Consider the following 21916-nt stretch of genomic DNA (forward strand, 5'->3'; position numbering starts at 1 on the left):
TCGGGGCACCGGTCTAAACCGGGGCGACGATGGTCGGTGTGCAATCAGCGCAAGCGCTCGCGGGCGAGCGGCGGGCACTCCTCAACACTATCAGAATCTGAGGATGCCCTAAGACCGGGGGCCGACCTCGGACGATCCCTCTTCGGGCCGATTCGCCGACCCGGGCGCGACGTCCTCCGGCACCTCGGTCGGCAGCGTCGTGTCGCTGACGTTCGGCAGCCGCATGCGCGTGAGCACGATGACGTCGATCACGAGCGACATGATCACTCCGGCGACGATCGAGAGGAAGAACACCATCGGGTGCAGCCACGGCTGACCGGCCAGCAGGATCATCACCACGACGAAGACGCCGAGCTTGAGCAGCCAGCCGCCGAGCACGATGGCGAAGAAGAACTGCACGTAGAGCGGGTCGCCGTACCAGCGGTTGGCGACGAGGATGCTGATGCCCGTGATGGCGAGGAACAGGGCGGAGAGGAGCACGCCGAGAAGGCCGCTCACGAGCCCCTCCCCCTGGGCGACGAGGAATCCGACACCGCCGGCGACGATCGCGAGCACCGCGGTCGCCACCGCCGACCAGATGAGGGTTCGACGCAGGATCGGGGTGCTGGATACGGGGCTGGGGCTCATCAGGACTCCACGGGTGTCGGATCGGGTGCAACCCCCGCCGGGCGCTTCCTGCGGCGGGTAGGACTCAGGGTGATGACGAGGCAGGCCGCGATGCCCACGATGCCGAAGCCGACGCCGGGCAGGTACTGGCCGGGCCAGTCCTCCCTCGCGCCGACGTACATGAGCAGGACGGCGAGCGAGATGACCGCCGTCCATGCGTAGAAGATGAGGACCGCGTCCCGGTCGCGATGTCCGAGGTCGAGCATCCGGTGGTGCAGGTGCTTGCGGTCCGGCGAGAACGGCGACTTGCCGGCGTTCATGCGGCGGAGCACCGCCAGACCGAAGTCGAGGAGCGGCAGGAGGACGACCAGGAGCGGCAGAAGGATCGGGATGAACGCACCGAGCAGCTGCGAGCGACCGAGGCGCTCCGGGTCGAGGGCCGAGGGATCCATCTGCCCTGTGAGCGCGATCGCGGACGTCGACATCAGCAGCCCGAGCACCAGTGCGCCGGAGTCGCCCATGAACAGCTTCGCCGGGCTCCAGTTGAGCGGGAGGAAGCCCAGGCACGCGCCGATGAGCACGGCGGCGATGAACGTCGAGAGGTTGAAGTAGCTGGAGGCACCGGAGTCGCGCGTGAAGATGTACGAGTACGCGAAGAAGACGCCGTTGGAGATGAGGCACACGCCCGCGACGAGACCGTCGAGGCCGTCGATGAAGTTGACGGCGTTCATGACGATCACGATCGCGAACATCGTCATCGTGATGCTGACCCAGCTCGAGAAGACGATGAGGTCGCCGAACGGGAGCGACAGGATCTGCAGGCCGCCGCCGACCGTGATGATCCCGGCGGCGAGGAACTGCGCGCCCAGCTTGATCATCCAGTCCAGGTCCCAGAGGTCGTCGACCACGCCGATGACGGCGATCAGGAAGGAGGCGCCGAGGATCGACCACATGGTCGTCGGCGGGATCCAGATGCTCTGGAAGAAGGGGTTGGCCGCCGAGAACGCGAAGGCGGCGGCGATGCCGAGGAAGATGGCGACGCCGCCGAGACGCGGGGTGGGCGTCGTGTGCACGTCACGATCGCGGATGCCGGGATAGAGCTTGAAGCGCAGGCTCAGCCGCCAGACCGCCCAGGTCAGCCCGAAGGTGATGACGGCGGTGATGACGATCGTGAAGAGGTACTGCTTCACGGGTTCCCGTCCTGCTCCTCCGTGTGCTCCTCGTGCGGGTGGTCCTCGTGCGACTCCTGCGCGCCGTCGGACTCGAGCAGATCGCCGAGCACCTCGGCCAGCTGCTCCCGCGTGACGACGCCGTGGCGGAGGATGCGCACGACCCCCGGCTCGTCGTCCCCGCGCCGGACGAGCGAGGTCGCGTCGACGATCGTCGAGGCGATGCCGTTCTTGCTCATGCCGTCGGCGAGGTACACCGCGACGCTGTCGCCCAGCATCTTCTCCGCGTCGAGAGCCGAGATCGCGGCATCCTCGCCCGTGAGGTTCGCGCTGGAGACGGCGAGCGGGCCGGTCTCGGCGAGCAGCTCGAGCGCCACGTGGCCCTCCGGCATGCGCACGGCGACGGTCCCGAGGGTCTCCCCCAGGTCCCAGACCAGAGACGGCTGCGCCGGGAGCACGATCGTGAGACCGCCGGGCCAGAACGCGTCGACGAGACGCTGCACGGGCTCCGGCACCGACTCGGCCAGTGCCGCGAGGGTGTCCTTCGAGCCGATCAGCACGGGCGGCGGCTGGTTGCGACCGCGACCCTTGGCGTCGAGAAGACGCTGCACGGCGGTCGGCGAGAAGGCGTCGGCGGCGACGCCGTACACGGTGTCTGTGGGCATGACGATGAGTTCGCCGCGGCCGATCGCCTGGCGTGCGTTGCGCATTCCGGCGAGCAGCTGCGCCTCGTCGCGGCAGTCGAAGATGGTTGACATGACGGTTCGATTCTATGCGGGACGGATGCGGCGGAAGCTCGACGTGAGCTGATCAGGGCCGGAGAGCGGTCGTCGTGCGGTCGCGCAGCGTCAGGTCGCGGTGCGTGGCGGCGGCGCGCCAGCCGTCGGCGGTGAGCAGATCGCGGATCGATCCGCCCTGCAGCTCGCCGTGCTCGATGACGAGCAGGCCGCCGGGGCGGAGCAGTCGAAGCGCCCTGGTGCTGAGCACGCGCACGATGTCGAGCCCGTCCTCGCCCCCGTACAGCGCCATGGCGGGGTCGAACAGACGGACCTCCGGATCGCGCGGGATCGCCGCGTCGGGGACGTAGGGCGGGTTGGAGATGACGACGGATGCCGTGCCGTCGAGCTCCGGGAAAGCCTCGCCGAGGTCGGAGAGGACGAGCGTCAGGTTCTCGACCCCTGCCGAGTTCCGGCTCGCCCACGCGTGCGCGTCCGGGGAGAGCTCCGCCGCGAAGACGCGGGCGTGCGGGACCTCGGTCGCCATGGCCAGGGCGATCGCTCCGCTCCCCGTGCCGAGATCGACGCCGATCGGCGCGGGCTCCGGCGCGCTCAGCAGCGCGTCGATCGCGTACTGCACGACCGTCTCGGTCTCGGGTCGCGGTACGAAGACGCCGGGGCCGACCGCGAGTTCGAGGTGCCGGAAGGGTGCGGTGCCGGTGATGTGCTGCAGCGGCTCGCGGGCCGACCGCCGGGTCACGAGTTCGTCGAGGGCGGCGGAGGCATCGTCGGACGCCCGGTCACCGCGGACGATCGCCGCCTGCACCTCGCCGCGGCGCTGGCCCAGCACGTGTCCGGCGAGCAGCTCGGCATCGACCAGCGGATCCGGCACACCGGCGTCGGCGAGGCGCTGGGCGGCGGCGCGCACGAGGGCGGCGAGCGAGTTCTCAGGCATGGCTTCCAGCGTAGAGTGCAAGCGTCCGTCACATTTCCGGCCCCCGCAGTCCGCTCACCTAGGCTGGTGCGCAGCGACCCGCTCAGGAAAGGTTCCTCATGCCCGGTATTCACTCCGACATCACGACCGCGTTCGGCAACACCCCGCTCGTCCGCCTGAACAGGGTCGCCGAGGGCGTCGGCGCCACAGTGCTGGCCAAGCTCGAGTTCTACAACCCGGCTTCCAGCGTCAAGGACCGCCTCGGCATCGCCATCGTCGACGCCGCCGAGGCATCGGGCGAGCTGAAGCCGGGCGGCACGATCGTCGAGGCGACCAGCGGCAACACGGGCATCGCGCTCGCCATGGTCGGCGCGGCTCGCGGCTACAAGGTCATCCTCACGATGCCGGCGTCCATGTCGAAGGAGCGGCGCATGCTGCTCAAGGCGTTCGGTGCCGAGCTCGTCCTGACAGACCCGACCAAGGGCATGACCCAGGCGATCGCCGAGTCCGAGGAGATCGCCGCGAAGACGCCGGGTGCGGTGCTGGCGAAGCAGTTCGCGAACGAGGCGAACCCCGCGATCCACCGCAAGACCACGGCAGAGGAGATCCTCCGCGACACCGACGGCAAGGTCGACTACTTCGTCGCCGGCATCGGCACCGGCGGAACGATCACGGGTGTCGGACAGGTGCTGAAGGAGCGCATCCCCGGCGTCAAGATCGTCGCCGTGGAGCCCAAGGACTCCCCCATCCTCACCGAGGGCCACCCCGGCCCGCACAAGATCCAGGGCATCGGACCCAACTTCGTGCCCCCGATCCTCGACCGCGACGTGCTCGACGAGGTCATCGACGTCACGTTCGACGACGCGATCCGCCTCGCCCGTGAGACCGCGGCCAAGGACGGCATCCTCGTCGGCATGTCGAGCGGTGCCGCGATCTGGGCGGCGCTCGAGATCGCCAAGCGCCCCGAGGCCGCGGGCAAGAACATCGTCGTGATCATCCCCTCGTTCGGCGAGCGGTACCTGTCGACGGCGCTGTACGAGCACCTCCGCGAAGAGTGAGCGCGTCGATCTGGGCTCGCGTCCGCGAGGACATCGCGGCCGCGCGCCTGCGGGATCCCGCTGCACGCAGCGCGGTCGAGGTCGCTCTGCTGTACCCGGGGCTGCACGCCATCTGGGCGCACCGCATCTCGCATGCGCTGTGGCGGCGCCGGCTCCGGCTGCTCGCCCGTGCCGGGTCGCAGCTGTCGCGCTGGCTCACCGGGGTCGAGATCCATCCCGGTGCGACGATCGGTCGGCGCTTCTTCATCGACCACGGCATGGGCGTGGTCATCGGCGAGACGGCCGAGATCGGCGATGACGTGATGCTGTATCACGGCGTGACCCTCGGCGGTCGCACGCGCGACGCCGGGAAGCGGCATCCGACGCTGGGTGACGGTGTCGCCGTCGGCGCCGGCGCGAAGATCCTGGGACCGGTGACGATCGGCGCCGGGTCCGTGGTCGGCGCGAACGCCGTGGTGACGCGGGATGCTCCTGCCGACAGCATCCTGGTCGGCGTGCCTGCCAAGCCACGGCATCGCACGATCGGCGAGGACACGCGAGCGCTGCTCACCGCGCCCGACTACTCCATCTGAGCGACGCCGCCGCTACCGGCGGCGGGAGTCCTTCGCCTCGACCTTGCGCTTGAGGAAGATCAGCGGCAGCAGCACGCTGCCGAGCGCGGTGATCAGCCAGACGATGACCGAGCCGAGCAGCCAGCCGGTGAGGTCGACGATGCGCAACCCGCCGATGGGGAGCAGCACCACGACGATGAGGGAGATCAGGGTCGAGAAGATCCCGATGCCGCCCATCAGCACCGGCGCGTAGCGGTCGGCGAGCTTGCTCACCCACGGCGCGAGCACGCTCTGCAGGATTGCGAAGATCAGGATGCAGATGACGAAGCCCCACCATTTGTCCCACTGGATCTGGAAGCCCTCGAGGAGCGCGTCGGCGACGATGAGGCCGAGGCCGGCGGACACGACGTACATCAGACCGCGGAACAGAAGTGTGATCACGGGCCGAGCCTAGCGCTCGGCGGAGGCAGACGTCAGGAGTCGCCGCCGACGGCGGCCAGACGCGCTTCCTCGTCGGCCGAGATGGCGCTCTCGATGATCGGGTCGAGCGCGCCGTCCATGACCTGGTCGAGGTTGTAGGCCTTGAACCCGGTGCGGTGATCCGCGATGCGGTTCTCCGGGAAGTTGTAGGTGCGGATGCGCTCGGAGCGATCCATGCCGCGGATCTGCGACCTGCGGGCGTCGGATGCCGCGGCATCCAGCTCTTCCTGCTGCCGGGCGAGGAGTCGCGCGCGCAGCACGCGCATGCCGGCCTCGCGGTTCTGCAGCTGCGACTTCTCGTTCTGCATCGAGACGACGATCCCGGTCGGCACGTGCGTGATGCGGACGGCCGAGTCGGTGGTGTTGACGGACTGCCCGCCGGGGCCCGACGACCGGAAGACGTCGATCTTGAGGTCGTTCTGATCGATCTGGATCTCCTCGGGCTCATCCACCTCGGGGAAGACCAGCACACCGGTCGTCGATGTGTGGATACGGCCCTGCGACTCGGTCGCCGGCACGCGCTGCACCCGATGCACGCCGCCCTCGTACTTCAAGTGTGCCCAGACGCCCTGCGCAGGGTCGGTCGAGGAGCCCTTGATCGCGACCTGGACGTCCTTGTAGCCGCCGAGATCGGACTCGTTCCGCTCCAGGAGCTCGGTCTTCCACCCCTTGGACGCGGCGTACTGCACGTACATGCGCAGCAGATCGGCGGCGAACAGCGCCGACTCGGCGCCACCCTCCCCCGCCTTGATCTCCATGATCACGTCACGGGCGTCGTCGGGGTCGCGCGGGATCAGCAGACGCCGCAGTCGCTCCTGCGAGGACTGCAGCTCCTCCTCCATCGCCGGGATCTCGGCCGCGATCGACTCGTCCTCACGGGCGAACTCGCGCGCGGTCTCGAGGTCGTCGGTCGCAGCGACCCAGGCCTCGTAGGCGGCGACGATGCGCGACAACTCGGCGTAGCGGCGGTTGACGCGCTTCGCCCGACCGGCATCGGCGTGCACCGCCGGGTCGGAGAGCTCCTCCTGGACCCGGCGATGCTCGTCGATCAGAGTCTGTACGGACTCGAACACGGAACGGCCGCTCAGCGGATGTTGTTGTCGTGCCCGTGCGCGCCCGAGGAGAGCGCGGGGATCGACTTCTGCATCTGCACGAGGAACTCGACGTTGGAGTTCGTCTCCTTGAGCTTGCCGAGCACGACCTCGAGAGCCTGCTGCTGGTCGAGGCCGGCGAGGGCGCGACGCAGCTTCCAGGTGATCTTGACCTCGTCGGCCGAGAGCAGCATCTCCTCGCGACGGGTGCTCGACGCGTTCACGTCGACCGCCGGGAAGATGCGCTTGTCGGCGAGAGCGCGCGACAGGCGCAGCTCGCTGTTGCCGGTGCCCTTGAACTCCTCGAAGATGACCTCGTCCATCTTGGAACCGGTCTCGACGAGCGCCGTGGCGAGGATCGTGAGCGATCCGCCGTTCTCGATGTTGCGCGCCGCGCCGAAGAAGCGCTTGGGCGGGTACAGCGCCGAGGCGTCGACACCGCCGGTCAGCACGCGACCGGATGCCGGAGCCGCGAGGTTGTACGCGCGGCCGAGGCGGGTGATCGAGTCGAGCAGCACGACGACGTCGCGGCCCAGCTCGACGAGGCGCTTGGCGCGCTCGATCGCGAGCTCGGCGACCGTGGTGTGGTCTTCGGCCGGACGGTCGAAGGTCGAGGCGATGACCTCGCCCTTCACGGTGCGCTCCATGTCGGTGACCTCTTCGGGGCGCTCGTCGACGAGCACGACCATGAGGTGGACCTCCGGGTTGTTCTGCGCGATCGCGTTCGCGATCTGCTGCAGCACGATGGTCTTGCCGGCCTTCGGCGGGGCGACGATGAGTCCGCGCTGCCCCTTGCCGATCGGGGCGACCAGATCGATGATGCGCTGCGTCAGCTTCTCGGGGGCCGTCTCCAGGCGCAGACGCTCCTGGGGGTACAGCGGGGTGAGCTTGCCGAAGTCGACGCGGGTGGCCGCGTCGTCGATCGACAGGCCGTTGATCGAGTCGACCTTGACCAGGGCGTTGTACTTCTGACGGCCCTGCTGCTCGCCCTCACGGGGCTGCTTGATCGAGCCGACGACCGCGTCGCCCTTGCGGAGGTTGTACTTCTTGACCTGTCCGAGCGACACGTAGACGTCGCTGGGACCGGCGAGGTAGCCGGTCGTGCGCACGAAGGCGTAGTTGTCGAGCACGTCGAGGATGCCGGCGATCGGGATCAGGACGTCGTCCTCGCCGATCTCGGTGTCGAACTCGTCGGTGGGCTCTCCGCCGCGGCGCTTGTTGCGCTGACGGTTGCGGTTGTTCCCGCCCGGCTGATCGTCTGCGGCGCCCGCGGCGGCCTGAGGCTGCTGCTGGTCCTGCGCGGCACCGTTCTGACCGCGACCACGGTTGCGGCTGCGGTTGCGGTTGCGGCCACGGCCGCCCTGTTCGTCGCCCCCGTCGGAGTCGGAGGAGGCGTCGTTGTTCTGCGCGTCGGCGTTCTGCGCGTTGCCGTTCTGGCCGTCATCGCTCTGGGCATTGCCGTTCTGGCTGCCGCCGCGCGCGTTGCTGTTGCGCGAGTTGCGCTTGGGGGCGGACTCGTTCTGTCCGCCGTCGTCCTGGCCGGACTCGGCGGGCGCGGAATCGGCGGCGGGCTCGGAGGCCGGGGTCTCGGCGTCAGCCGCCGGCTTCTGCGCGCCGCGGCGACCGCGACCCGTGGTCTTCGGGGCGGCCTCGGCCGGCGCCTCGGCGGCGGCAGGAGCCTCGGCCGGCGCCGCGGCGGCATCCGCGGCAGGAGCGTCGGCGTCTGCCTTCTTCGCACGGGTGCGGCGGGGAGCCTTCGCCTTGGGGGCGGCCTCCGCGCTCTCGGCGCCGTCGCCGGAGGGAGCCGCCTGCGGCTCGGCGGCCGCGGGCGCGGCATCCGTCTTCTCGGCGGCCTTCTCGGCCTTCGCCGCCGCTGTCGCGGTGGTGGCGCGACGCGGTGCGCGCTTGCGCGCCGGCGCCTTCTCGGTGTCGGCAGCGGCCGCAGGGGCATCGGCGACGGACGTCGTCTGATCGTTCTGGGTCTCGGAGAGGTTCTCCACGAGTACTCCCTTATATGTCATGGGAAATGAGCGTTGAACGCGCACAACGGGTGCTGCGCGCGATCGCACGGGCTGACGCTCGGCGCCAGCCGGCCTCGGCAGGGAGTTCTCGGAAGAAATCTGCCTCAGGGGTTTGCGTGCGGGTCTTGCAAGATTTGCAATGGGGCCAGATTCACGAAACTACGTGGAGCCCTCCGCTCGCCCCCACTGTACCACCACGGACGTCGACGGCGAGCAGGAGCGCCTCCCACGGGGTGTCGGTGACGCGATCCGCGAGATCGACGGCGTCCTGACGGCTGCCGGGACCGTCGGCGAGCACGAGCACGCTCGGTCCGGCGCCGGACACCACGGCGGCGAAGCCCTCGGCGCGGAGCGCCTGCACGAGCCGCTGCGTCTCGGGCATCGCCTCGGCGCGATAGTCCTGGTGGAGACGGTCGGCCGTGGCGTCGAACAGCAGCTCGGGGCTCTGCATCAGCGCGGCGATCAGCAGCGCCGAGCGCGAGACGTTGAACACCGCATCGGCCGTGGAGACCTGGGGCGGCTGCAGGGATCGCGCCTGCGAGGTCGACATCGTGTACGCCGGGACGAGCACGAGCGGAGAGACACCTCGGTGCACGAGGAGCTTCTTGTGCTGCGGGCCGCGCTCCCCCACCCAGGCGATCGTCAGTCCGCCGAAGAGTGCGGGGGCGACGTTGTCCGGGTGGCCCTCGAGCTCGGTGGCGAGACGCAGCAGGTCGGCGTCGTCGATCTCGACGTCGCCCTCCAGCAGCCCCTTCGCGGCGAGCACGCCGGCGGCGACGGCCGCGCCGGAGGACCCGAGACCGCGGCCGTGCGGCACGCCGTTCTCGGCCGCGATCCGCAGCCCGGGAAACGGACGGCCGACGTCCGCGAAGACATAGGCGATGGTGCGCACGATCAGGTTCGACGAGTCGCGCGGGATCTCCTCCGCACCGGAGCCGGTGACCTCGATCTCGAGCTGACCGGCGGGAAGCGCGGTGACCTGGAGCGTGTCGTAGATGCTGAGCGCCAGCCCCAGGGTGTCGAATCCCGGGCCGAGGTTCGCGCTCGTGGCGGGAACCGTCACCTCGACGGTGCGCCCCTCGACGGGCTGGGAGTCGGCCGCCACCGTCACTCGCCTTCCACGCGGAGCACGGAGATGACGCGCTCCACGACGGCGCTGCCGGCGAGGGCGTCGACGGTCGCGCTGAGCGCCTGCTCGGTCGCGCGGTGCGTGCCGATGATCAGTCGTGCGGTCGGCTCATCCTCGCCCTCCACCGTCTGCACGACGGTCGCCACGGAGACGCCCCCGTCGCTGAGCGTGCCGGCGACCGTGGCGAGCACGCCCGGTGCATCCGCGACCTCGAGCGTGATCTGATACCGGGTGGTCACGTGGCCGATAGGGACGACAGGGAGGTTGGCCCTGGTGGACTCGCCGACGCCGACACCGCCCGCGATGTGGCGGCGGGCGGCGGAGACGACGTCGCCGAGAACAGCGGATGCCGTCTGCACCCCGCCCGCGCCGGCGCCGTAGAACATGAGGGAGCCGGCGGCCTCGGCCTCGACGAACACCGCGTTGTTCGCGCCGTGGACGGATGCCAGCGGGTGCGTGGCGGGAACGAGCGCCGGGTAGACGCGCACCGAGATCGACTCCGCACCGTTCGCCTCGAGCCGCTCGCACACGGCGAGCAGCTTGATCACGAAGCCGGCGGCACGCGCCTCCTCGATCATCGAGGCCGTGACCGAGGTGATGCCCTCGCGGTAGACGGCGTCGAGCGGCACGGCCGTGTGGAAGGCGAGGCTGGCGAGGATCGCCGCCTTCTGCGCGGCGTCGTATCCTTCGACATCGGCCGTCGGGTCGGCCTCCGCGTAGCCCAGGCGCTGGGCGTCGGCGAGCACATCGCCGAAGTCGGCGCCCTCGGTGTCCATCCGGTCGAGGATGTAGTTCGTCGTGCCGTTCACGATCCCCATGATCCGCACGACGCGGTCGCCGGCCAGCGAATCGCGGAGCGGGCGGATGATCGGGATGGCGCCCGCGGCTGCCGCCTCGTAGTAGACGGAGGCGCCGACACGGTCCGCGGCCTCGAAGAGCTCGGGACCGTGCGTCGCGAGCAGCGCCTTGTTGGCGGTCACGACGTCGGCGCCGGATCCGATCGCCTGCAGGATGTTCGTGCGAGCGGGCTCGATGCCGCCGATCAGCTCGATCACGATGTCGGACCCGAGGATGAGCGTCTCGGCGTCGGTCGTGAAGAGCTCCTTCGGCAGGTCGGCGTCACGCGGTGCGTCGACGTCGCGGACGGCGATGCCCGCGAGCTCGAGCTCGGCCCCGGCCCGGTCGGCCAGTTCGTCGCCATGGCGCAGCAGGAGAGCCGCGACCTGCGAGCCGACCGCTCCCGCGCCCAGCAGCGCCACACGAAGTCGTCGGTAGTCAGTCATGGTTGCTCCTTCGGAAGCTTCGGAGGTGGGTCATCTGTCTCCCTCGGGGGCGTGCGCCCCGTCGATGCCCGCGTCCCGGGCCAGCAGGTCGTCGATGGTCTCACCGCGGACGATGACCCTCGACCGACCGTCGCGCACGGCGACGACCGGCGGACGCGGAACATGGTTGTAGTTGCTCGACAGCGAGGCGCAGTACGCGCCCGTCGCGGGAACCGCGAGCAGATCGCCCGGCACGAGATCGGCCGGGAGGTATTCGTGATCGACGACGATGTCGCCGGATTCGCAGTGCTTGCCGACGACGCGGCTGAGCTGAGGCTCTCCCCCGCCGATGCGCGAGGCGAGGCGTGCCGAGAACTGGGCGCCGTACAGCGCGGTGCGGGCGTTGTCGCTCATGCCGCCGTCGACGCTGACATACCGGCGGACCGCGCCGGATTCCACCGTCACGTCCTTCGTCGTGCCGACCTCGTACAGGGTCACGCCGGCGGTGCCGACGATCGCACGCCCCGGCTCGAAGGACAGGGCGGGCACCGGGATGCCGCGCGCGGCGCAGCCCTCGGCGACCGCGGAGACGATCTCACCGGCGAGGACCTCGATCGGCGTCGGATCGTCGACGCGGGTGTAGGCGATTCCGAATCCGCCACCGAGGTTCAGCTGCGGCACCGGACCGCCCTCCAGGAGTGCGGCGTGCAGCTCGAGGACGCGGGACGCCGACTCGCGGAAGCCCGCGACCCCGAAGATCTGGGAGCCGATGTGACAGTGCAATCCCGCGAAGTCGAGCCCGGGGAGCTCCCGGATGCGGGCGACCGCGTGCGCGGCCTCGGCGAGCGGGAATCCGAACTTCTGGTCCTCGTGGGCCGTGGCGAGGAACTCGTGGGTCTCGGCATGGACTCCGCTGATGACGCGCACCAGCACGCGCTGGACCGCACCGGTTCGCGCGGTGATCGCCGCGAGACGCTCGATCTCGATCGCACTGTCGACGATGACGGTGCCGACGCCGGCGATCACGGCGCGCTCGAGTTCGGCGGTCGACTTGTTGTTGCCGTGGAAGCCGAGCGACGCCGGGGACACGCCCGCGGCGAGCGCCACCTCGAGCTCTCCTCCGGTGCACACGTCGACACGCAGTCCTTCGTCGACGACCCAGCGCGCGACGGTCGTGGAGAGGAAGGCCTTGCCTGCGTAGTAGACCTGCGCCGTCGTGCCGTTGTCGGCCGCCGCCTGGTCGAAGGCGGTCCGGAAGGCCCTGGCGCGGCCGCGGACCTCGTCCTCGTCGAGCACGAGCACAGGGGTGCCGTAGGTACGGGCGAGGTCTGCCGCGCTCACGCCGGCGATGTCGAGGACGCCGTCGGCGTCGCGCACCGCGGAGGCCGGCCACACTCCGCTCGCGAGGTCGTTCGCGTCATCGGGGACGACGAGCCATTCCGGGGCGAGCGAATCGGCAGGGGGAAGCACTGAGCACCAATCGTGGAACGGAGCGCGTCGCTGAATACGCACATCGAGGTTGACCCGATTCTAGGGCACCGCCCCGGAGCGCCTTGTCACGGTGACGCCCGGCGTCAAGCCCCTCCGGCTGTTTCACACGGGCTCATAGGGTGGGGGCGTGATGAACACCGAATCGCCCTCTGAGACCGCTGATCGCCCTGGCCTCGTCGCGCGCGTCACCGGGCCCCTGATCGCCTGGGCGCTGCGGAGGCGCCTCGTGCGGGCCGCGCTGCTGTACACCGAGCGTCGCGGACCGATGCTCGCCGACAGCGTCACCTACCGCGCGCTGTTCAGCGTCTTCGCGGGAGTCCTCCTCGGCTTCTCGATCGCGGCCCTGTGGCTGGCGGGCAATCCCGAGGCGTGGCGGGCGATCATCGACTCGGTCCAGTCGGTGGTACCGGGGCTCATCGGCGACGACGGCGTGATCGATCCGAAGGATCTGCAGAAGCCGGCATCCCTGTCCGTCGCGGGCATCGTGTCGCTCGTCGCGCTCATCGGAGCTGCCCTCGGCGCGATCGGGTCGCTGCGCACCGCCGTGCGCGTCATCGCCGGCACGGTCCAGGACGACATCCTCTGGGTGTGGGTGATCCTCCGCAACCTCGCTCTGGCGCTCGGCATCGGACTCTCGTTCGTCGCCGCGGCCGCCGTGACCTTCGTCGGCCAGCTCGGCGTGGCGTGGATCAGCGATCTGCTCGGGCTCCCTGCGGACTCGGCGCTCGTCAGCTGGAGCGCCCCGGTGCTCTCCCTCGTGGTGGTCTTCGCCCTCGACACGCTCCTCCTCGTCGGCGTCTTCCGTCTGCTCTCCGGTGTGCGCCCCGCCGCGCGGTCGCTGTGGAGTGGTGCCCTGCTGGGCGCATTCGGGCTCGTCGTCCTCCAGCAGCTGTCGAGCCTCTTCGTCGGCGGCGCCACCAGCAACCCGCTCCTCGCCACCTTCGCCTCGCTCCTCGCGCTCCTGATCTGGCTCAACCTGTCGACGCAGGTGATGCTGCTGGCGTGCGCCTTCATCGTGACCGCCGAGGAGGAGCGGACAGACCGCGTGCATCAGAGGTTCGGGGCCACGACGTTCCCGCAGCGTCGCCTCCAGCGCGCCGAGGTCGACGTGCAGATCGCCACCGCCGAGCTCCGGGCCGCGCAGAAGGCCGCGTCCGGCGACGGCACGGCCTCCTGACAAGGGTCCACCCTCGTAGTGACCAAATGGGATAGTTTGGTCACAACGAGAGGAATCCCATGGACCCCCGACGCGCACGCATCACCGTCGCCGATGCGGAGATCTCCTTCCTCGAGTGGCGCCCGGCGGAGGAATCCGGCTCGACGGTCCTCCTGCTGCACGGCGGCGGCGCCGACAGCGCCGAGCTGTCCTGGTCCGAGGTCGGACCGGCACTCGCGGCCACAGGGCACCGTGTCATCGCTCCGGATCATCCCGGTTTCGGTCGCAGCCCGCGCGCGGCGTGGCCGCTCACACAGGATCGGCTGGTTCGCTACGTCGGCGAGTTCGCCGACGCCGTCGGCCTCACGGACTACGCGATCGGCGGACTCTCGCTCGGCGGGGGCATCGCGCTCGGACACGTCCTCGCCCAGCCGGGACGGGCACGCGGTGCGATGCTGCTCGGGTGCTACGGCCTCATGCCTCGGCTCGCCGACGGGCCCTTCGGCGGACTCACGCAGGTCATGACCTTCCTCCTGGTGCGGAGCGGGGCGCTGGCGGCGATGACCAGGCGCTACATGCGGAACCGTTCGGCGATGGAGCGCGGCCTCCAGGATCTCGTCCGCGAGCCGACGGCGCGCACGCCCGAGCTCGTCGATGCGGTCCTCGCCGAGGCGGCATCCGGCACCGGCACCGCCGTCTTCAGCGAATGGCAGAAGGACCAGGTGCTCTGGAACCGGCTGCGCACCGAATACACCGCGCAGCTGCCCTCCGTCCGCACGCCGACCCTCCTCGTGCACGGCGATCACGACAGCGGGGTGCCGATCGCGCGCATCCGGTTCGCCGCAGAGCGGATGCCGGACGCGACGCTGCTCACGGTCCCCGACGCGGGACACTGGGTGCAGCGCGACCGCCCCGACGTCGTCATCCCGGCGATGCTCACTCACCTGCAGAGGATCGACGATGCCCAGACCTCTCGTCCCGAATAGGCGCGAACGCATCCTCGATGCCGCCGAGGAACTCGTGCTCGCTCGCGGCTTCGACGCGATGAGCGTCGCCGCGATCGCCGAGGGTGCCGGCATCGGCAAGGGCGCCGTCTACCTGGAGTTCCCGGGGAAGAACGACATCCTCGACGCCCTGCTGCAACGCGGGACAGCCCGGCTTCGCGAACGAGCGCGGGCGGAGGTCGGAAATCGGCCGCGACTCAGTGCTGCGTATCGTGCCTCCGCACGGGCGCTGCGGGATGACGCGCTGATGACCGCCGCCTTCCTCGACGATCGTGGCGTGCTCGGCACCCACGTGACCGAGGTCGAGCACGGGCGCTACCGCGAGCGTCATCTCGGCGTCGTCGAATGGCTGCACGACCTCCAGCGCCGGGGAGAGATCGACGAACAGGTCGATGCGGAGGCGCTGGCTCTGGCGCTGTCGAGCGCGACGATCGGACTGCTCTCCGCCGCGCGACTGCTCGGTCCGCTCTCCTCGGAGCAGCTCGAGAGCGCGATCGACACCGTCGGCCGGATGGCCGCTTCCTTCGAGAGGAACTGACGATGCACATCGATCGCTTCGGCCCCGAAGGCGGCACACCGCTGCTGCTTCTGCACGGAGGCGGTGTCGCCGGCTGGATGTGGGAGCCGATGCGCGCGCACCTGGACGAGGGGCACCGCGTCCTCGTGCCCGACCTGCCGGGGCACGGACGCAGCGCGGACCAGACCTACACCTCGCACGACGACGTGCTCCCGGCGCTCGAGGAGCTGCTGGAGGGCGAGGGCCGCCCCGCCACGGTCGTCGGCTTCTCGCTCGGCGCCCAGTTGGCGGTGCTGCTGGCCGCCCGGCGCCCTGACCTGGTCGAGAAGGTGATCGTCGTCAGCGCTCAGGCGATCCCGATGCGCGCGGTCGGCCCCACGCTCGCCCTCCTCGGTGCGACCGCGGGACTCGCCCGGCAGGAGTGGTTCGCGAAGCTCCAGGCGCGGGAGCTGTTCGTCCCGCCGGAGCATCTCGACGACTACGTGCGGACGTCTGCCGGCATCTCCCGAGCGACGCTGCTCAACGCCGTCGAAGAGAACCTGCGCTTCACACCACCGGACGGCTGGCGGCATTTCCCGGGCGCCGCGCTGGTCCTCGCGGGTTCGAAGGAGAAGACGCTGATGAGGCGCTCGTCCGCCGCGCTGCACGAGGCCCTGCCGCAGAGCGAGCGGGAGACCATCGCCGGCTGCGGTCACGGCATCCCGCTGCAGCGCCCCGCCTGGTTCGCGCAGCGGGTCGAGTCCTGGATGCGCTGACGGCGCTCCTGCCGGTCAGCGCGGGCAGACGCCCTTCTCGAGCAGAGCCGGATCGGTGGCGATCGCACCGTCGACGTCGATGTCGATCACGGCCTCGCTGCCCACGATCGCGAGTCCGGTGAGGGTGAGGCCGGCGGGAAGCTGATCCGCGATGCAGATGCGCTGCGTCCTCGTCAGGCTGTCGCCGACCGATCCGAGCATCGAGCCGACGCCATCCACATCGACGTCGAGTCCGCCGATCGACAGCCCCACCGGCGTCAGCTCGAGGTCACCCTCCGCAGCACCGGGCGTGAGTGTCAGCGTGAGGGGGACGGCCGCCCCGAACACCGTGAACGAGCCGCCCAGCGTGGCGTTCGGCGCGTCGAAGACGACGGATTCGACCGGCAGGTCGGTTCCGGCGAGCAGGGTGGTGAACTCGGCCTGGTCGATCCGGATCGTGCCGGAGGCACCGCCCAGGTCTCCCCCGCGCAGGGGGATGCCCGTCGCGGTCACATCCGCGGCACCGGTGATCCCCTCGAGGGTCACGGCATCCGTCGACAGGTGCAGCGTCTCGAGTCGTCCGCCGATCAGCTGCGGGAGCAGCACGCCCTCCGCGTCGACGTCGAGCTGCTGGTCGGCGGGGAGGTCCAGCTGCTCGATGACGATGGACCGCACGATCCCGGGAAGGATCGAGCGCGCGATGAACTCCGCCGCGACGACGAGCAGCGCCAGCAGCACCACGACGATCAGCAGCACCCACGGCCAGCGGCGACGACGCGTCGGCCGCTCGGCATCCGCCTCCGCAGGCGCATCGGACCCGGGGATCACGAGCGTCGGATGCTCTGCCGAAGCGTCAGGATACGGCAGGGTGTGGTTGTCGTCGCTCATGCTGCCATCCTGCCCTACCGGCGCGGTGGACAGCCGTCGCTACATGCGCTCCGGTGCGGACACGCCGAGCAGGTCGAGTCCGTTGCGGAAGACCTGGCCGGCGGCATCGTTCAGCCACAGGCGCGTGCGGTGCACGCTCTCGATCGGGTCGTCGCTCAGGGGGATCACGCGGCAGTTGTCGTACCAGCGGTGGTACAGCCCCGCGAGCTCCTCGAGGTAGCGCGCCACGCGGTGCGGTTCGCGCACCTCGGCCGCGAATGCGACGATGCGCGGGAACTCCTGCAGCGCACCGAGCAGTGCCGCCTCGGACTCGTGCGTGAGCGTCTCGGGGGCGAACTCCGAGCGGTCGACGCCGGAGTCGGCGGCGTTGCGGGCCACGTTGTGGGTGCGGGCATGCGCGTACTGCACGTAGAACACCGGATTGTCGTTGGTGCGCTTCTGCAGCAGCTCGGGGTCGAGCGCGAGCGGCGAGTCGGCGGGCGAGCGCTCCAGCGAATAGCGCAGCGCGTCGGTGCCGAGCCATTCGCGCAGGTCGTCCATCTCGATGATGTTGCCCGCGCGCTTGCTCAGGCGCGCGCCTCCGACAGACACGAGCTGTCCGATGAGCACCTCGACGTCCTTCTCGGGATCGTCGCCGGCGGCGCCCGCGAGCGCCTTCAGGCGGTGCACGTAGCCGTGGTGGTCGGCGCCGAGCAGATAGATCTTGTGCGCGAAGCCGCGGTCGCCCTTGTTCAGGTAGTACGCGGCGTCTGCCGCGAAGTACGTGTACTCGCCGTTGGAGCGGCGGATCACGCGATCCTTGTCGTCGCCGAAGTCGGTGGTGCGCACCCACACCGCGTCGTCCTGGTCGAAGACGTGACCCTGTTCGCGCAGACGGTCGACGGCCTGGTCGACGAGGCTGACCCCGTCGGCGTTCTTCGCGTGCAGCGTGCGCTCGGAGAACCAGACGTCGAAGTGCACGTTGAACTTCGACAGGGACTCCTGCTGCTCCGCCAGCTGGTACTCGTAGCCGAGCTCTCGGGCGACGATCACCTTCTCGTCGTCTTCCAGGTTGAGGAAGTCGGGGCGGGCCGCGAGCACGCGGGCGGCGAGATCGTTGATGTAGCTGCCCGCGTAGCCGCCCTCCGGCGTGGGCTCGCCCTTCGCCGCGGCGACGATGGACTGCGCGAAGCGCTCCATCTGGGCGCCGGCGTCGTTGATGTAGAACTCGCGAGCGACGGTGGCACCGGATGCCGCGAGCACGCGGCCGATCGCATCGCCGAGCGCCGCCCAGCGGGTGTGGCCGATGTGCAGCGGCCCGGTGGGGTTCGCGCTCACGAACTCGATGTTGATGCTGCGTCCGGCCTGGGTCTCGTTCGTGCCGTAGGCGGCTCCGGCGTCGACGATCGTCTTCGCGAGCGCACCTGCGGCGGCCGCGTCGAGGCGGATGTTGATGAAGCCGGGTCCGGCGACCTCGGCGCTGGCGACGCCGTCGACACCGGCGAGACCGTCGGCGATCTGCTGGGCCAGCTCGCGCGGATTCGTGCCGAAGGGCTTCGCGAGACGCATCGCGATGTTCGAGGCCCAGTCGCCGTGGTCGCGATTGCGCGGACGCTCGAACACGATGTCGGATGCGGCGAGCTCGAGGGGCTCGCCAGGACGTCGTTCCTCCGCGATCGGTGCGAGGACGGCGAGGAGGGCTTCGGCGAGCGTTTCAGGGTTCATAGCCGTCCCAGTTTACGGCGCGCGATGACGGTCCCCGACGCCGCGGCGGCGCGGGGAATTTGCGTTCGCCTTCCGGTGATCTACTCTCATGCAATGCACGACTCCGCCGCCCGACGCCGACTGCGCACCGTGGGCATCGCCATCGCCCTGCTGCTCGCCGTCTCCGCGGGCGTCCTGGGCGTGTGGCGACCATGGACCCCGATGCCCGCCGCGGCCCCGGTCGGAGCCTCCGCCGACGGCGAGGGAAGCGCTGCCTCGGTCGTCGCTCCGGCACCGCTGAGCCTTCCCGATCACCCGCGTGTGCTCGTGTTCGGCGATTCCTGGACCTACGGTTCGGCAGCGACCGATCCGACCCAGGGATACGCCTACGTGCTCGCGGGACTCGTGGGCGGCGAGACCATCGTCGACGGTGTCCGCGGCAGCGGCTACCTCAAGCCCGGGCTCGACGGTCCGACCTTCGGCGAGCGCATCGCCCTCCTCGACCCGGCGCTCGCGCCGAACCTGATCATCATCCAGGGGTCGATCAACGACCGGGCCCAGGGCGTGGCCGGCTACCGCGAGGCCGTCACCGCCGCCTGGGACGCGCTGGCCGCGAAGTACCCGGAGGCGTCGATCGTCGTGCTGGGCCCCGCGCCGCACGAGCTGCCGGTGGGCGCGGCGACCGCGCGCATCGACACCGACCTCTCCGAGCTCGCGGCAGCACGCGGCTGGTGGTACATCTCCCCCATCGCGCTCGACTGGATCACCGATCAGAACTACCTCGACGTCATCGACGTGGACTTCGGTCACAAGCATCCGTCCACCGAGGGGCACCGTTATCTGGCCGAGAGGCTCGCCGCCGCACTCGATGAGCTGCGCGGCGCTCCCGTCACCGAGGCCGGTGGGTCGGAGACCACCCCCGACGAGTGATATCGTCGTTCGGTACGCCTCCGTAGCTCAGTGGATAGAGCGCCGGTTTCCGGTACCGTAGGTCGCAGGTTCGACTCCTGTCGGGGGCACGAAATCGCAGAAGGGGACCGTCCGCCAGGACGGTCCCCTTCTGCGATTTCTAGGTAACCCCCTACCGAGGGGCCCTGTTCAGAGGAGCAGATCCTCGAGGTCGCTGAGCGACAGAGTCCGTCCGCTCGCCACCGGATTCCCCTCCTCGACCCGGAAGTCGTAGAGGTCGCCGTCGCGCCGCAGGTGGGCGACGTAGTCGATGTCGTGCGCGCGGTGCACCTCCCACTCCCCCGGTGCGACGTACGTGAATCGGTACGTGTTGTTCGCGCTGCTCCATTCGGTGACGACATCGGGTTGATCCTCAAGACGGATCGAGTTGCTCACGGCGGGCTCCCTTCACTTCGAGGTCTTCTTCAGTCGCCGGAGGGCTGCGCCCTTACGCGCCGCGCGCGCACCGGTCTTCTCCGACGTCACGATGAACGCGGGCTCACCCGCGGATGCCGTGAACCTCTGCCCGTCGAGTCGAAGTCCTCGACACGCCTTTCCTCGACGACGCCTCGGGTGCGCCCCTGCGAGGTGTTCCATGACACCCGGTCGCCTCTGCCCAGGGATTCCGTCATCGCGTCTCCTTCTTCTCGGGTCGTGACCCCGCGCACGCTCGGCCACAGGGCTGCCTCTCTCCTGGTCCGATCGAGCCTGCGCTCTGATCGACGCCCCATGAAGGGGTTGCCAAGCGATCGGATCTCATGGCACCGGCAAAGATGTCGGAAAGCCGAGCCCCCGTCAGGCGCCGATCGCGCCGAGCGTCCCGACGACGAGTCGAGGGCCGTCCTGCCCGCGCAGCAGAGTGAACAGCGTCCTGGTGCAGGATCGGCACCGCACGATCGCGGAGTGACTGTCGACCTCGACCACGGTCTCGGCGACGTTCGCCGCGGTTCCGCACCCGGAGCAGGTGGCGACGAGCGAGGTGATGTCGGCGCCGAACAGGTCTCCCATCATCCCCGCGAGGCAGTTGCCGTCGACGATCATCGAGCTGTGAGCAGCATCCATCAGCGACCTCCGAATCGTTCGGTGCGCACGCGCGCAGGATCGTGCCCCAACCGGACGAGCGCGTCCGCCGCGTGCTCGACGAAACCGGTCGGGCCGCACACGAACACGAGCGGCTCCCGCTCGACGGGCCAGACCGCGTCTCGGAGCGTGTCCTCATCGACGCGGCCGACGCTGCCCTCCCAGTCGGGCGGGGCCGACCTCGTGTACACCCACCGCACATCGATGCCGGCTGCGGCAGCCGACACGACCTCCTCGCGGTAGATGGCATCCTCGGGACTGCGCACCGAGTACAGCATCCGGACGGAGTCGACCGCACCGGCATCCTGCGCCGCGCGCATCATCGCCACGAGCGGCACGACGCCCGATCCCCCGGCGATCAGCTGCACGGGCCCCCGTCGCTCCGGCTCCTCCTGATCCGGACGCCACACGAAGAACTGCCCGAGCGGACCTTTGACCTCGAGCTCATCGCCGATCCGGACATCGCGCACCAGATAGGGCGAGACCTCGCCGTCGGGTACCTCGTCGACAGCGAGCTCGATCACCTCGGTCGACGCCCCGTAGGAGCCGAGAGAGTAGGACCGCACCGCCTGATACCCGTCCTCCGCCGTGAGCCGCACGTCGACGTGCTGGCCCGCGTCACTGCCCGTCCAACCCGGAACCTCCAGGCGGATGCTGCGCGCAGAGGGAGACTGGGTGCGGGTCTCGATCACCCGTGCCGGACGCCACCCGCCGACGATCACCAATAGCGTTCCTCGGTCCACGGATCGCCGTGCATGTTGTAGCCGTTCTGCTCCCAGAAACCGGGCGCATCCTCGTCCATCAGGGTCAGCGCTCTCACCCACTTCGCGCTCTTCCAGAAGTACAGGTGCGGCACGAGCAGACGCGCCGGACCACCGTGCTCCGGGTCCAGGGGCTCGCCCTCGAACTCGAACGCGATCCACGACTGCCCACCGAGCAGGTCGTCGAGGGCGACGTTCGTCGTGTATCCGCCGTAGGAGTGGGCCATCGCGTACGACGCGGCCGTGTCGACGTCGGCGAGGAGCGTGTCGAGCGAGATGCCGCGCCATGCGGTGCCGAGCTTCGACCAGCGCGTCACGCAGTGGATGTCGGTGTGCACCTCCTCGATGGGGAGCGCCTGCAGCTCGTCCCAGGTCCAGGACGTCACGAACCCGGCTTCGTTACGGATGCCGAAGCTCCACTCGGCCGTGGAGATCTGCGGCGTCGGTCCGGCAGACAGCACCGGGAAGTCCTCTGTCAGATACTGGCCCGGCGGGAGCTTCGGATCGCTCTCCCTGCGGCGTGCGCCGAAGCCTCTCGAGATCACTGCCATGGTCATTCTCCTTCGCGGCCGGGTAGACGGACGCTAGCAGAGCATCACCCCGCTCGGCGATCACTTCACGGATCAGACCCTGCTTG

General features: G+C 69.9%; 24 protein-coding genes and 1 tRNA gene. 8 read left to right on the forward strand and 17 right to left on the reverse strand.

From position 1 onward, the window contains the following. Positions 1 to 108: 108 nt before the first annotated feature. From LBN7_RS01240 to prmC, 4 genes are read right to left on the reverse strand one after another with little or no spacing between them, the layout of a single operon-like run. Positions 109 to 627 carry a hypothetical protein gene (locus LBN7_RS01240; protein WP_116635261.1) on the reverse strand — a complete coding sequence of 173 codons (519 nt, stop codon included), beginning with the start codon at positions 625 to 627 and terminating at the stop codon, positions 109 to 111. Further along, a complete protein-coding gene (locus tag LBN7_RS01245) occupies positions 627 to 1796 on the reverse strand; it encodes an MraY family glycosyltransferase (protein WP_116635262.1) in 1170 nt (389 codons plus the stop codon). Before LBN7_RS01245 ends, LBN7_RS01240 begins: the two co-directional genes overlap by 1 nt. Next, entirely contained in the window at positions 1793 to 2533 is a 741-nt protein-coding gene (locus tag LBN7_RS01250) for an L-threonylcarbamoyladenylate synthase (protein WP_116635263.1), read from the reverse strand. The genes LBN7_RS01245 and LBN7_RS01250 overlap by 4 nt, the downstream gene beginning before the upstream one ends. Positions 2534 to 2585: 52 nt before the next feature. After that, positions 2586 to 3446 carry a peptide chain release factor N(5)-glutamine methyltransferase gene (prmC, locus tag LBN7_RS01255; protein WP_341945621.1) on the reverse strand — a complete coding sequence of 287 codons (861 nt, stop codon included), beginning with the start codon at positions 3444 to 3446 and terminating at the stop codon, positions 2586 to 2588. Between the two features lie 98 nt (positions 3447 to 3544). On the opposite strand from prmC, the gene cysK reads away from it, so the two are divergent. After that, on the forward strand, positions 3545 to 4483 hold the full coding sequence (gene cysK / locus LBN7_RS01260) for a cysteine synthase A (RefSeq protein ID WP_116635265.1): 939 nt from the start codon (positions 3545 to 3547) through the stop codon (positions 4481 to 4483). Further along, a complete protein-coding gene (gene epsC, locus LBN7_RS01265; RefSeq protein WP_407360735.1) occupies positions 4480 to 5055 on the forward strand; it encodes a serine O-acetyltransferase EpsC in 576 nt (191 codons plus the stop codon). Before cysK ends, epsC begins: the two co-directional genes overlap by 4 nt. Positions 5056 to 5067: 12 nt before the next feature. Here epsC and LBN7_RS01270 read toward each other — a convergent pair whose 3' ends face one another. From LBN7_RS01270 to lysA, 6 genes are all read right to left on the reverse strand, one after another. Beyond that, positions 5068 to 5475, reverse strand: coding sequence for a phage holin family protein (locus LBN7_RS01270; protein ID WP_116635267.1), 408 nt, complete (start codon positions 5473 to 5475; stop codon positions 5068 to 5070). A gap of 32 nt (positions 5476 to 5507) precedes the next feature. Next, positions 5508 to 6587: a peptide chain release factor 1 gene (prfA, locus tag LBN7_RS01275; protein WP_116635268.1), complete on the reverse strand. Its 1080-nt coding sequence runs from the start codon at positions 6585 to 6587 to the stop codon at positions 5508 to 5510. An 11-nt stretch (positions 6588 to 6598) separates the two neighbouring features. Further along, the gene (rho, locus tag LBN7_RS01280; RefSeq protein ID WP_116635269.1) at positions 6599 to 8605 is read right to left on the reverse strand and encodes a transcription termination factor Rho; all 2007 of its coding nucleotides are present in this window, start codon (positions 8603 to 8605) and stop codon (positions 6599 to 6601) included. Positions 8606 to 8777: 172 nt separating this feature from the next. Beyond that, a complete protein-coding gene (gene thrB, locus LBN7_RS01285; RefSeq protein WP_407360736.1) occupies positions 8778 to 9731 on the reverse strand; it encodes a homoserine kinase in 954 nt (317 codons plus the stop codon). Between the two features lie 2 nt (positions 9732 to 9733). Then, a complete protein-coding gene (locus tag LBN7_RS01290; RefSeq protein ID WP_116635270.1) occupies positions 9734 to 11038 on the reverse strand; it encodes a homoserine dehydrogenase in 1305 nt (434 codons plus the stop codon). 30 nt (positions 11039 to 11068) lie between these two features. Then, on the reverse strand, positions 11069 to 12487 hold the full coding sequence (lysA, locus tag LBN7_RS01295; protein WP_116635271.1) for a diaminopimelate decarboxylase: 1419 nt from the start codon (positions 12485 to 12487) through the stop codon (positions 11069 to 11071). A gap of 151 nt (positions 12488 to 12638) precedes the next feature. Here lysA and LBN7_RS01300 point away from each other — a divergent pair, with 151 nt between their 5' ends. Genes LBN7_RS01300 through LBN7_RS01315 form a run of 4 tightly spaced genes read left to right on the forward strand, consistent with a single transcriptional unit; the run spans position 12639 to position 15940 of the window. Beyond that, positions 12639 to 13685, forward strand: coding sequence for a YihY/virulence factor BrkB family protein (locus tag LBN7_RS01300; protein WP_116635272.1), 1047 nt, complete (start codon positions 12639 to 12641; stop codon positions 13683 to 13685). Between the two features lie 59 nt (positions 13686 to 13744). Further along, entirely contained in the window at positions 13745 to 14650 is a 906-nt protein-coding gene (locus LBN7_RS01305; protein WP_407360737.1) for an alpha/beta fold hydrolase, read from the forward strand. Continuing rightward, positions 14625 to 15206 (forward strand): TetR/AcrR family transcriptional regulator, encoded by a 582-nt coding sequence (locus tag LBN7_RS01310; protein ID WP_407360738.1) that lies wholly within the window; start codon positions 14625 to 14627, stop codon positions 15204 to 15206. The genes LBN7_RS01305 and LBN7_RS01310 overlap by 26 nt, the downstream gene beginning before the upstream one ends. A gap of 2 nt (positions 15207 to 15208) precedes the next feature. Beyond that, on the forward strand, positions 15209 to 15940 hold the full coding sequence (locus LBN7_RS01315; protein ID WP_407360739.1) for an alpha/beta fold hydrolase: 732 nt from the start codon (positions 15209 to 15211) through the stop codon (positions 15938 to 15940). Positions 15941 to 15955: 15 nt separating this feature from the next. Here LBN7_RS01315 and LBN7_RS01320 read toward each other — a convergent pair whose 3' ends face one another. Both LBN7_RS01320 and argS read right to left on the reverse strand, forming a co-directional pair. Next, positions 15956 to 16807 (reverse strand): DUF2993 domain-containing protein, encoded by an 852-nt coding sequence (locus LBN7_RS01320; RefSeq protein ID WP_407360740.1) that lies wholly within the window; start codon positions 16805 to 16807, stop codon positions 15956 to 15958. Between the two features lie 39 nt (positions 16808 to 16846). Further along, a complete protein-coding gene (argS, locus tag LBN7_RS01325; RefSeq protein WP_116635277.1) occupies positions 16847 to 18511 on the reverse strand; it encodes an arginine--tRNA ligase in 1665 nt (554 codons plus the stop codon). A gap of 93 nt (positions 18512 to 18604) precedes the next feature. Between argS and LBN7_RS01330 the strand changes: the two genes are divergently transcribed. Both LBN7_RS01330 and LBN7_RS01335 read left to right on the forward strand, forming a co-directional pair. Beyond that, positions 18605 to 19420: an SGNH/GDSL hydrolase family protein gene (locus tag LBN7_RS01330; protein ID WP_341945628.1), complete on the forward strand. Its 816-nt coding sequence runs from the start codon at positions 18605 to 18607 to the stop codon at positions 19418 to 19420. Between the two features lie 16 nt (positions 19421 to 19436). After that, a tRNA-Arg gene (locus LBN7_RS01335) sits at positions 19437 to 19509 on the forward strand. A gap of 79 nt (positions 19510 to 19588) precedes the next feature. Here LBN7_RS01335 and LBN7_RS01340 read toward each other — a convergent pair. The 5 genes from LBN7_RS01340 to LBN7_RS01360 form a co-directional block, all read right to left on the reverse strand. Further along, positions 19589 to 19834 (reverse strand): hypothetical protein, encoded by a 246-nt coding sequence (locus LBN7_RS01340; protein WP_341945693.1) that lies wholly within the window; start codon positions 19832 to 19834, stop codon positions 19589 to 19591. A gap of 86 nt (positions 19835 to 19920) precedes the next feature. Continuing rightward, a complete protein-coding gene (locus LBN7_RS01345; RefSeq protein ID WP_407360741.1) occupies positions 19921 to 20169 on the reverse strand; it encodes a DUF2945 domain-containing protein in 249 nt (82 codons plus the stop codon). A gap of 64 nt (positions 20170 to 20233) precedes the next feature. After that, the gene (locus LBN7_RS01350; RefSeq protein ID WP_341945695.1) at positions 20234 to 20500 is read right to left on the reverse strand and encodes a DUF6510 family protein; all 267 of its coding nucleotides are present in this window, start codon (positions 20498 to 20500) and stop codon (positions 20234 to 20236) included. Further along, complete coding sequence (locus LBN7_RS01355; RefSeq protein WP_341947849.1) at positions 20500 to 21240, reverse strand: ferredoxin reductase; 741 nt, start codon at positions 21238 to 21240, stop codon at positions 20500 to 20502. The genes LBN7_RS01350 and LBN7_RS01355 overlap by 1 nt, the downstream gene beginning before the upstream one ends. After that, complete coding sequence (locus LBN7_RS01360; RefSeq protein WP_341945696.1) at positions 21237 to 21830, reverse strand: sulfite oxidase-like oxidoreductase; 594 nt, start codon at positions 21828 to 21830, stop codon at positions 21237 to 21239. Before LBN7_RS01360 ends, LBN7_RS01355 begins: the two co-directional genes overlap by 4 nt. Positions 21831 to 21916: the final 86 nt, after the last annotated feature.

Origin of the sequence: Microbacterium sp. LBN7 (genome assembly GCF_045690345.1) — a bacterium.
In the GTDB taxonomy this organism is placed as follows: domain Bacteria; phylum Actinomycetota; class Actinomycetes; order Actinomycetales; family Microbacteriaceae; genus Microbacterium.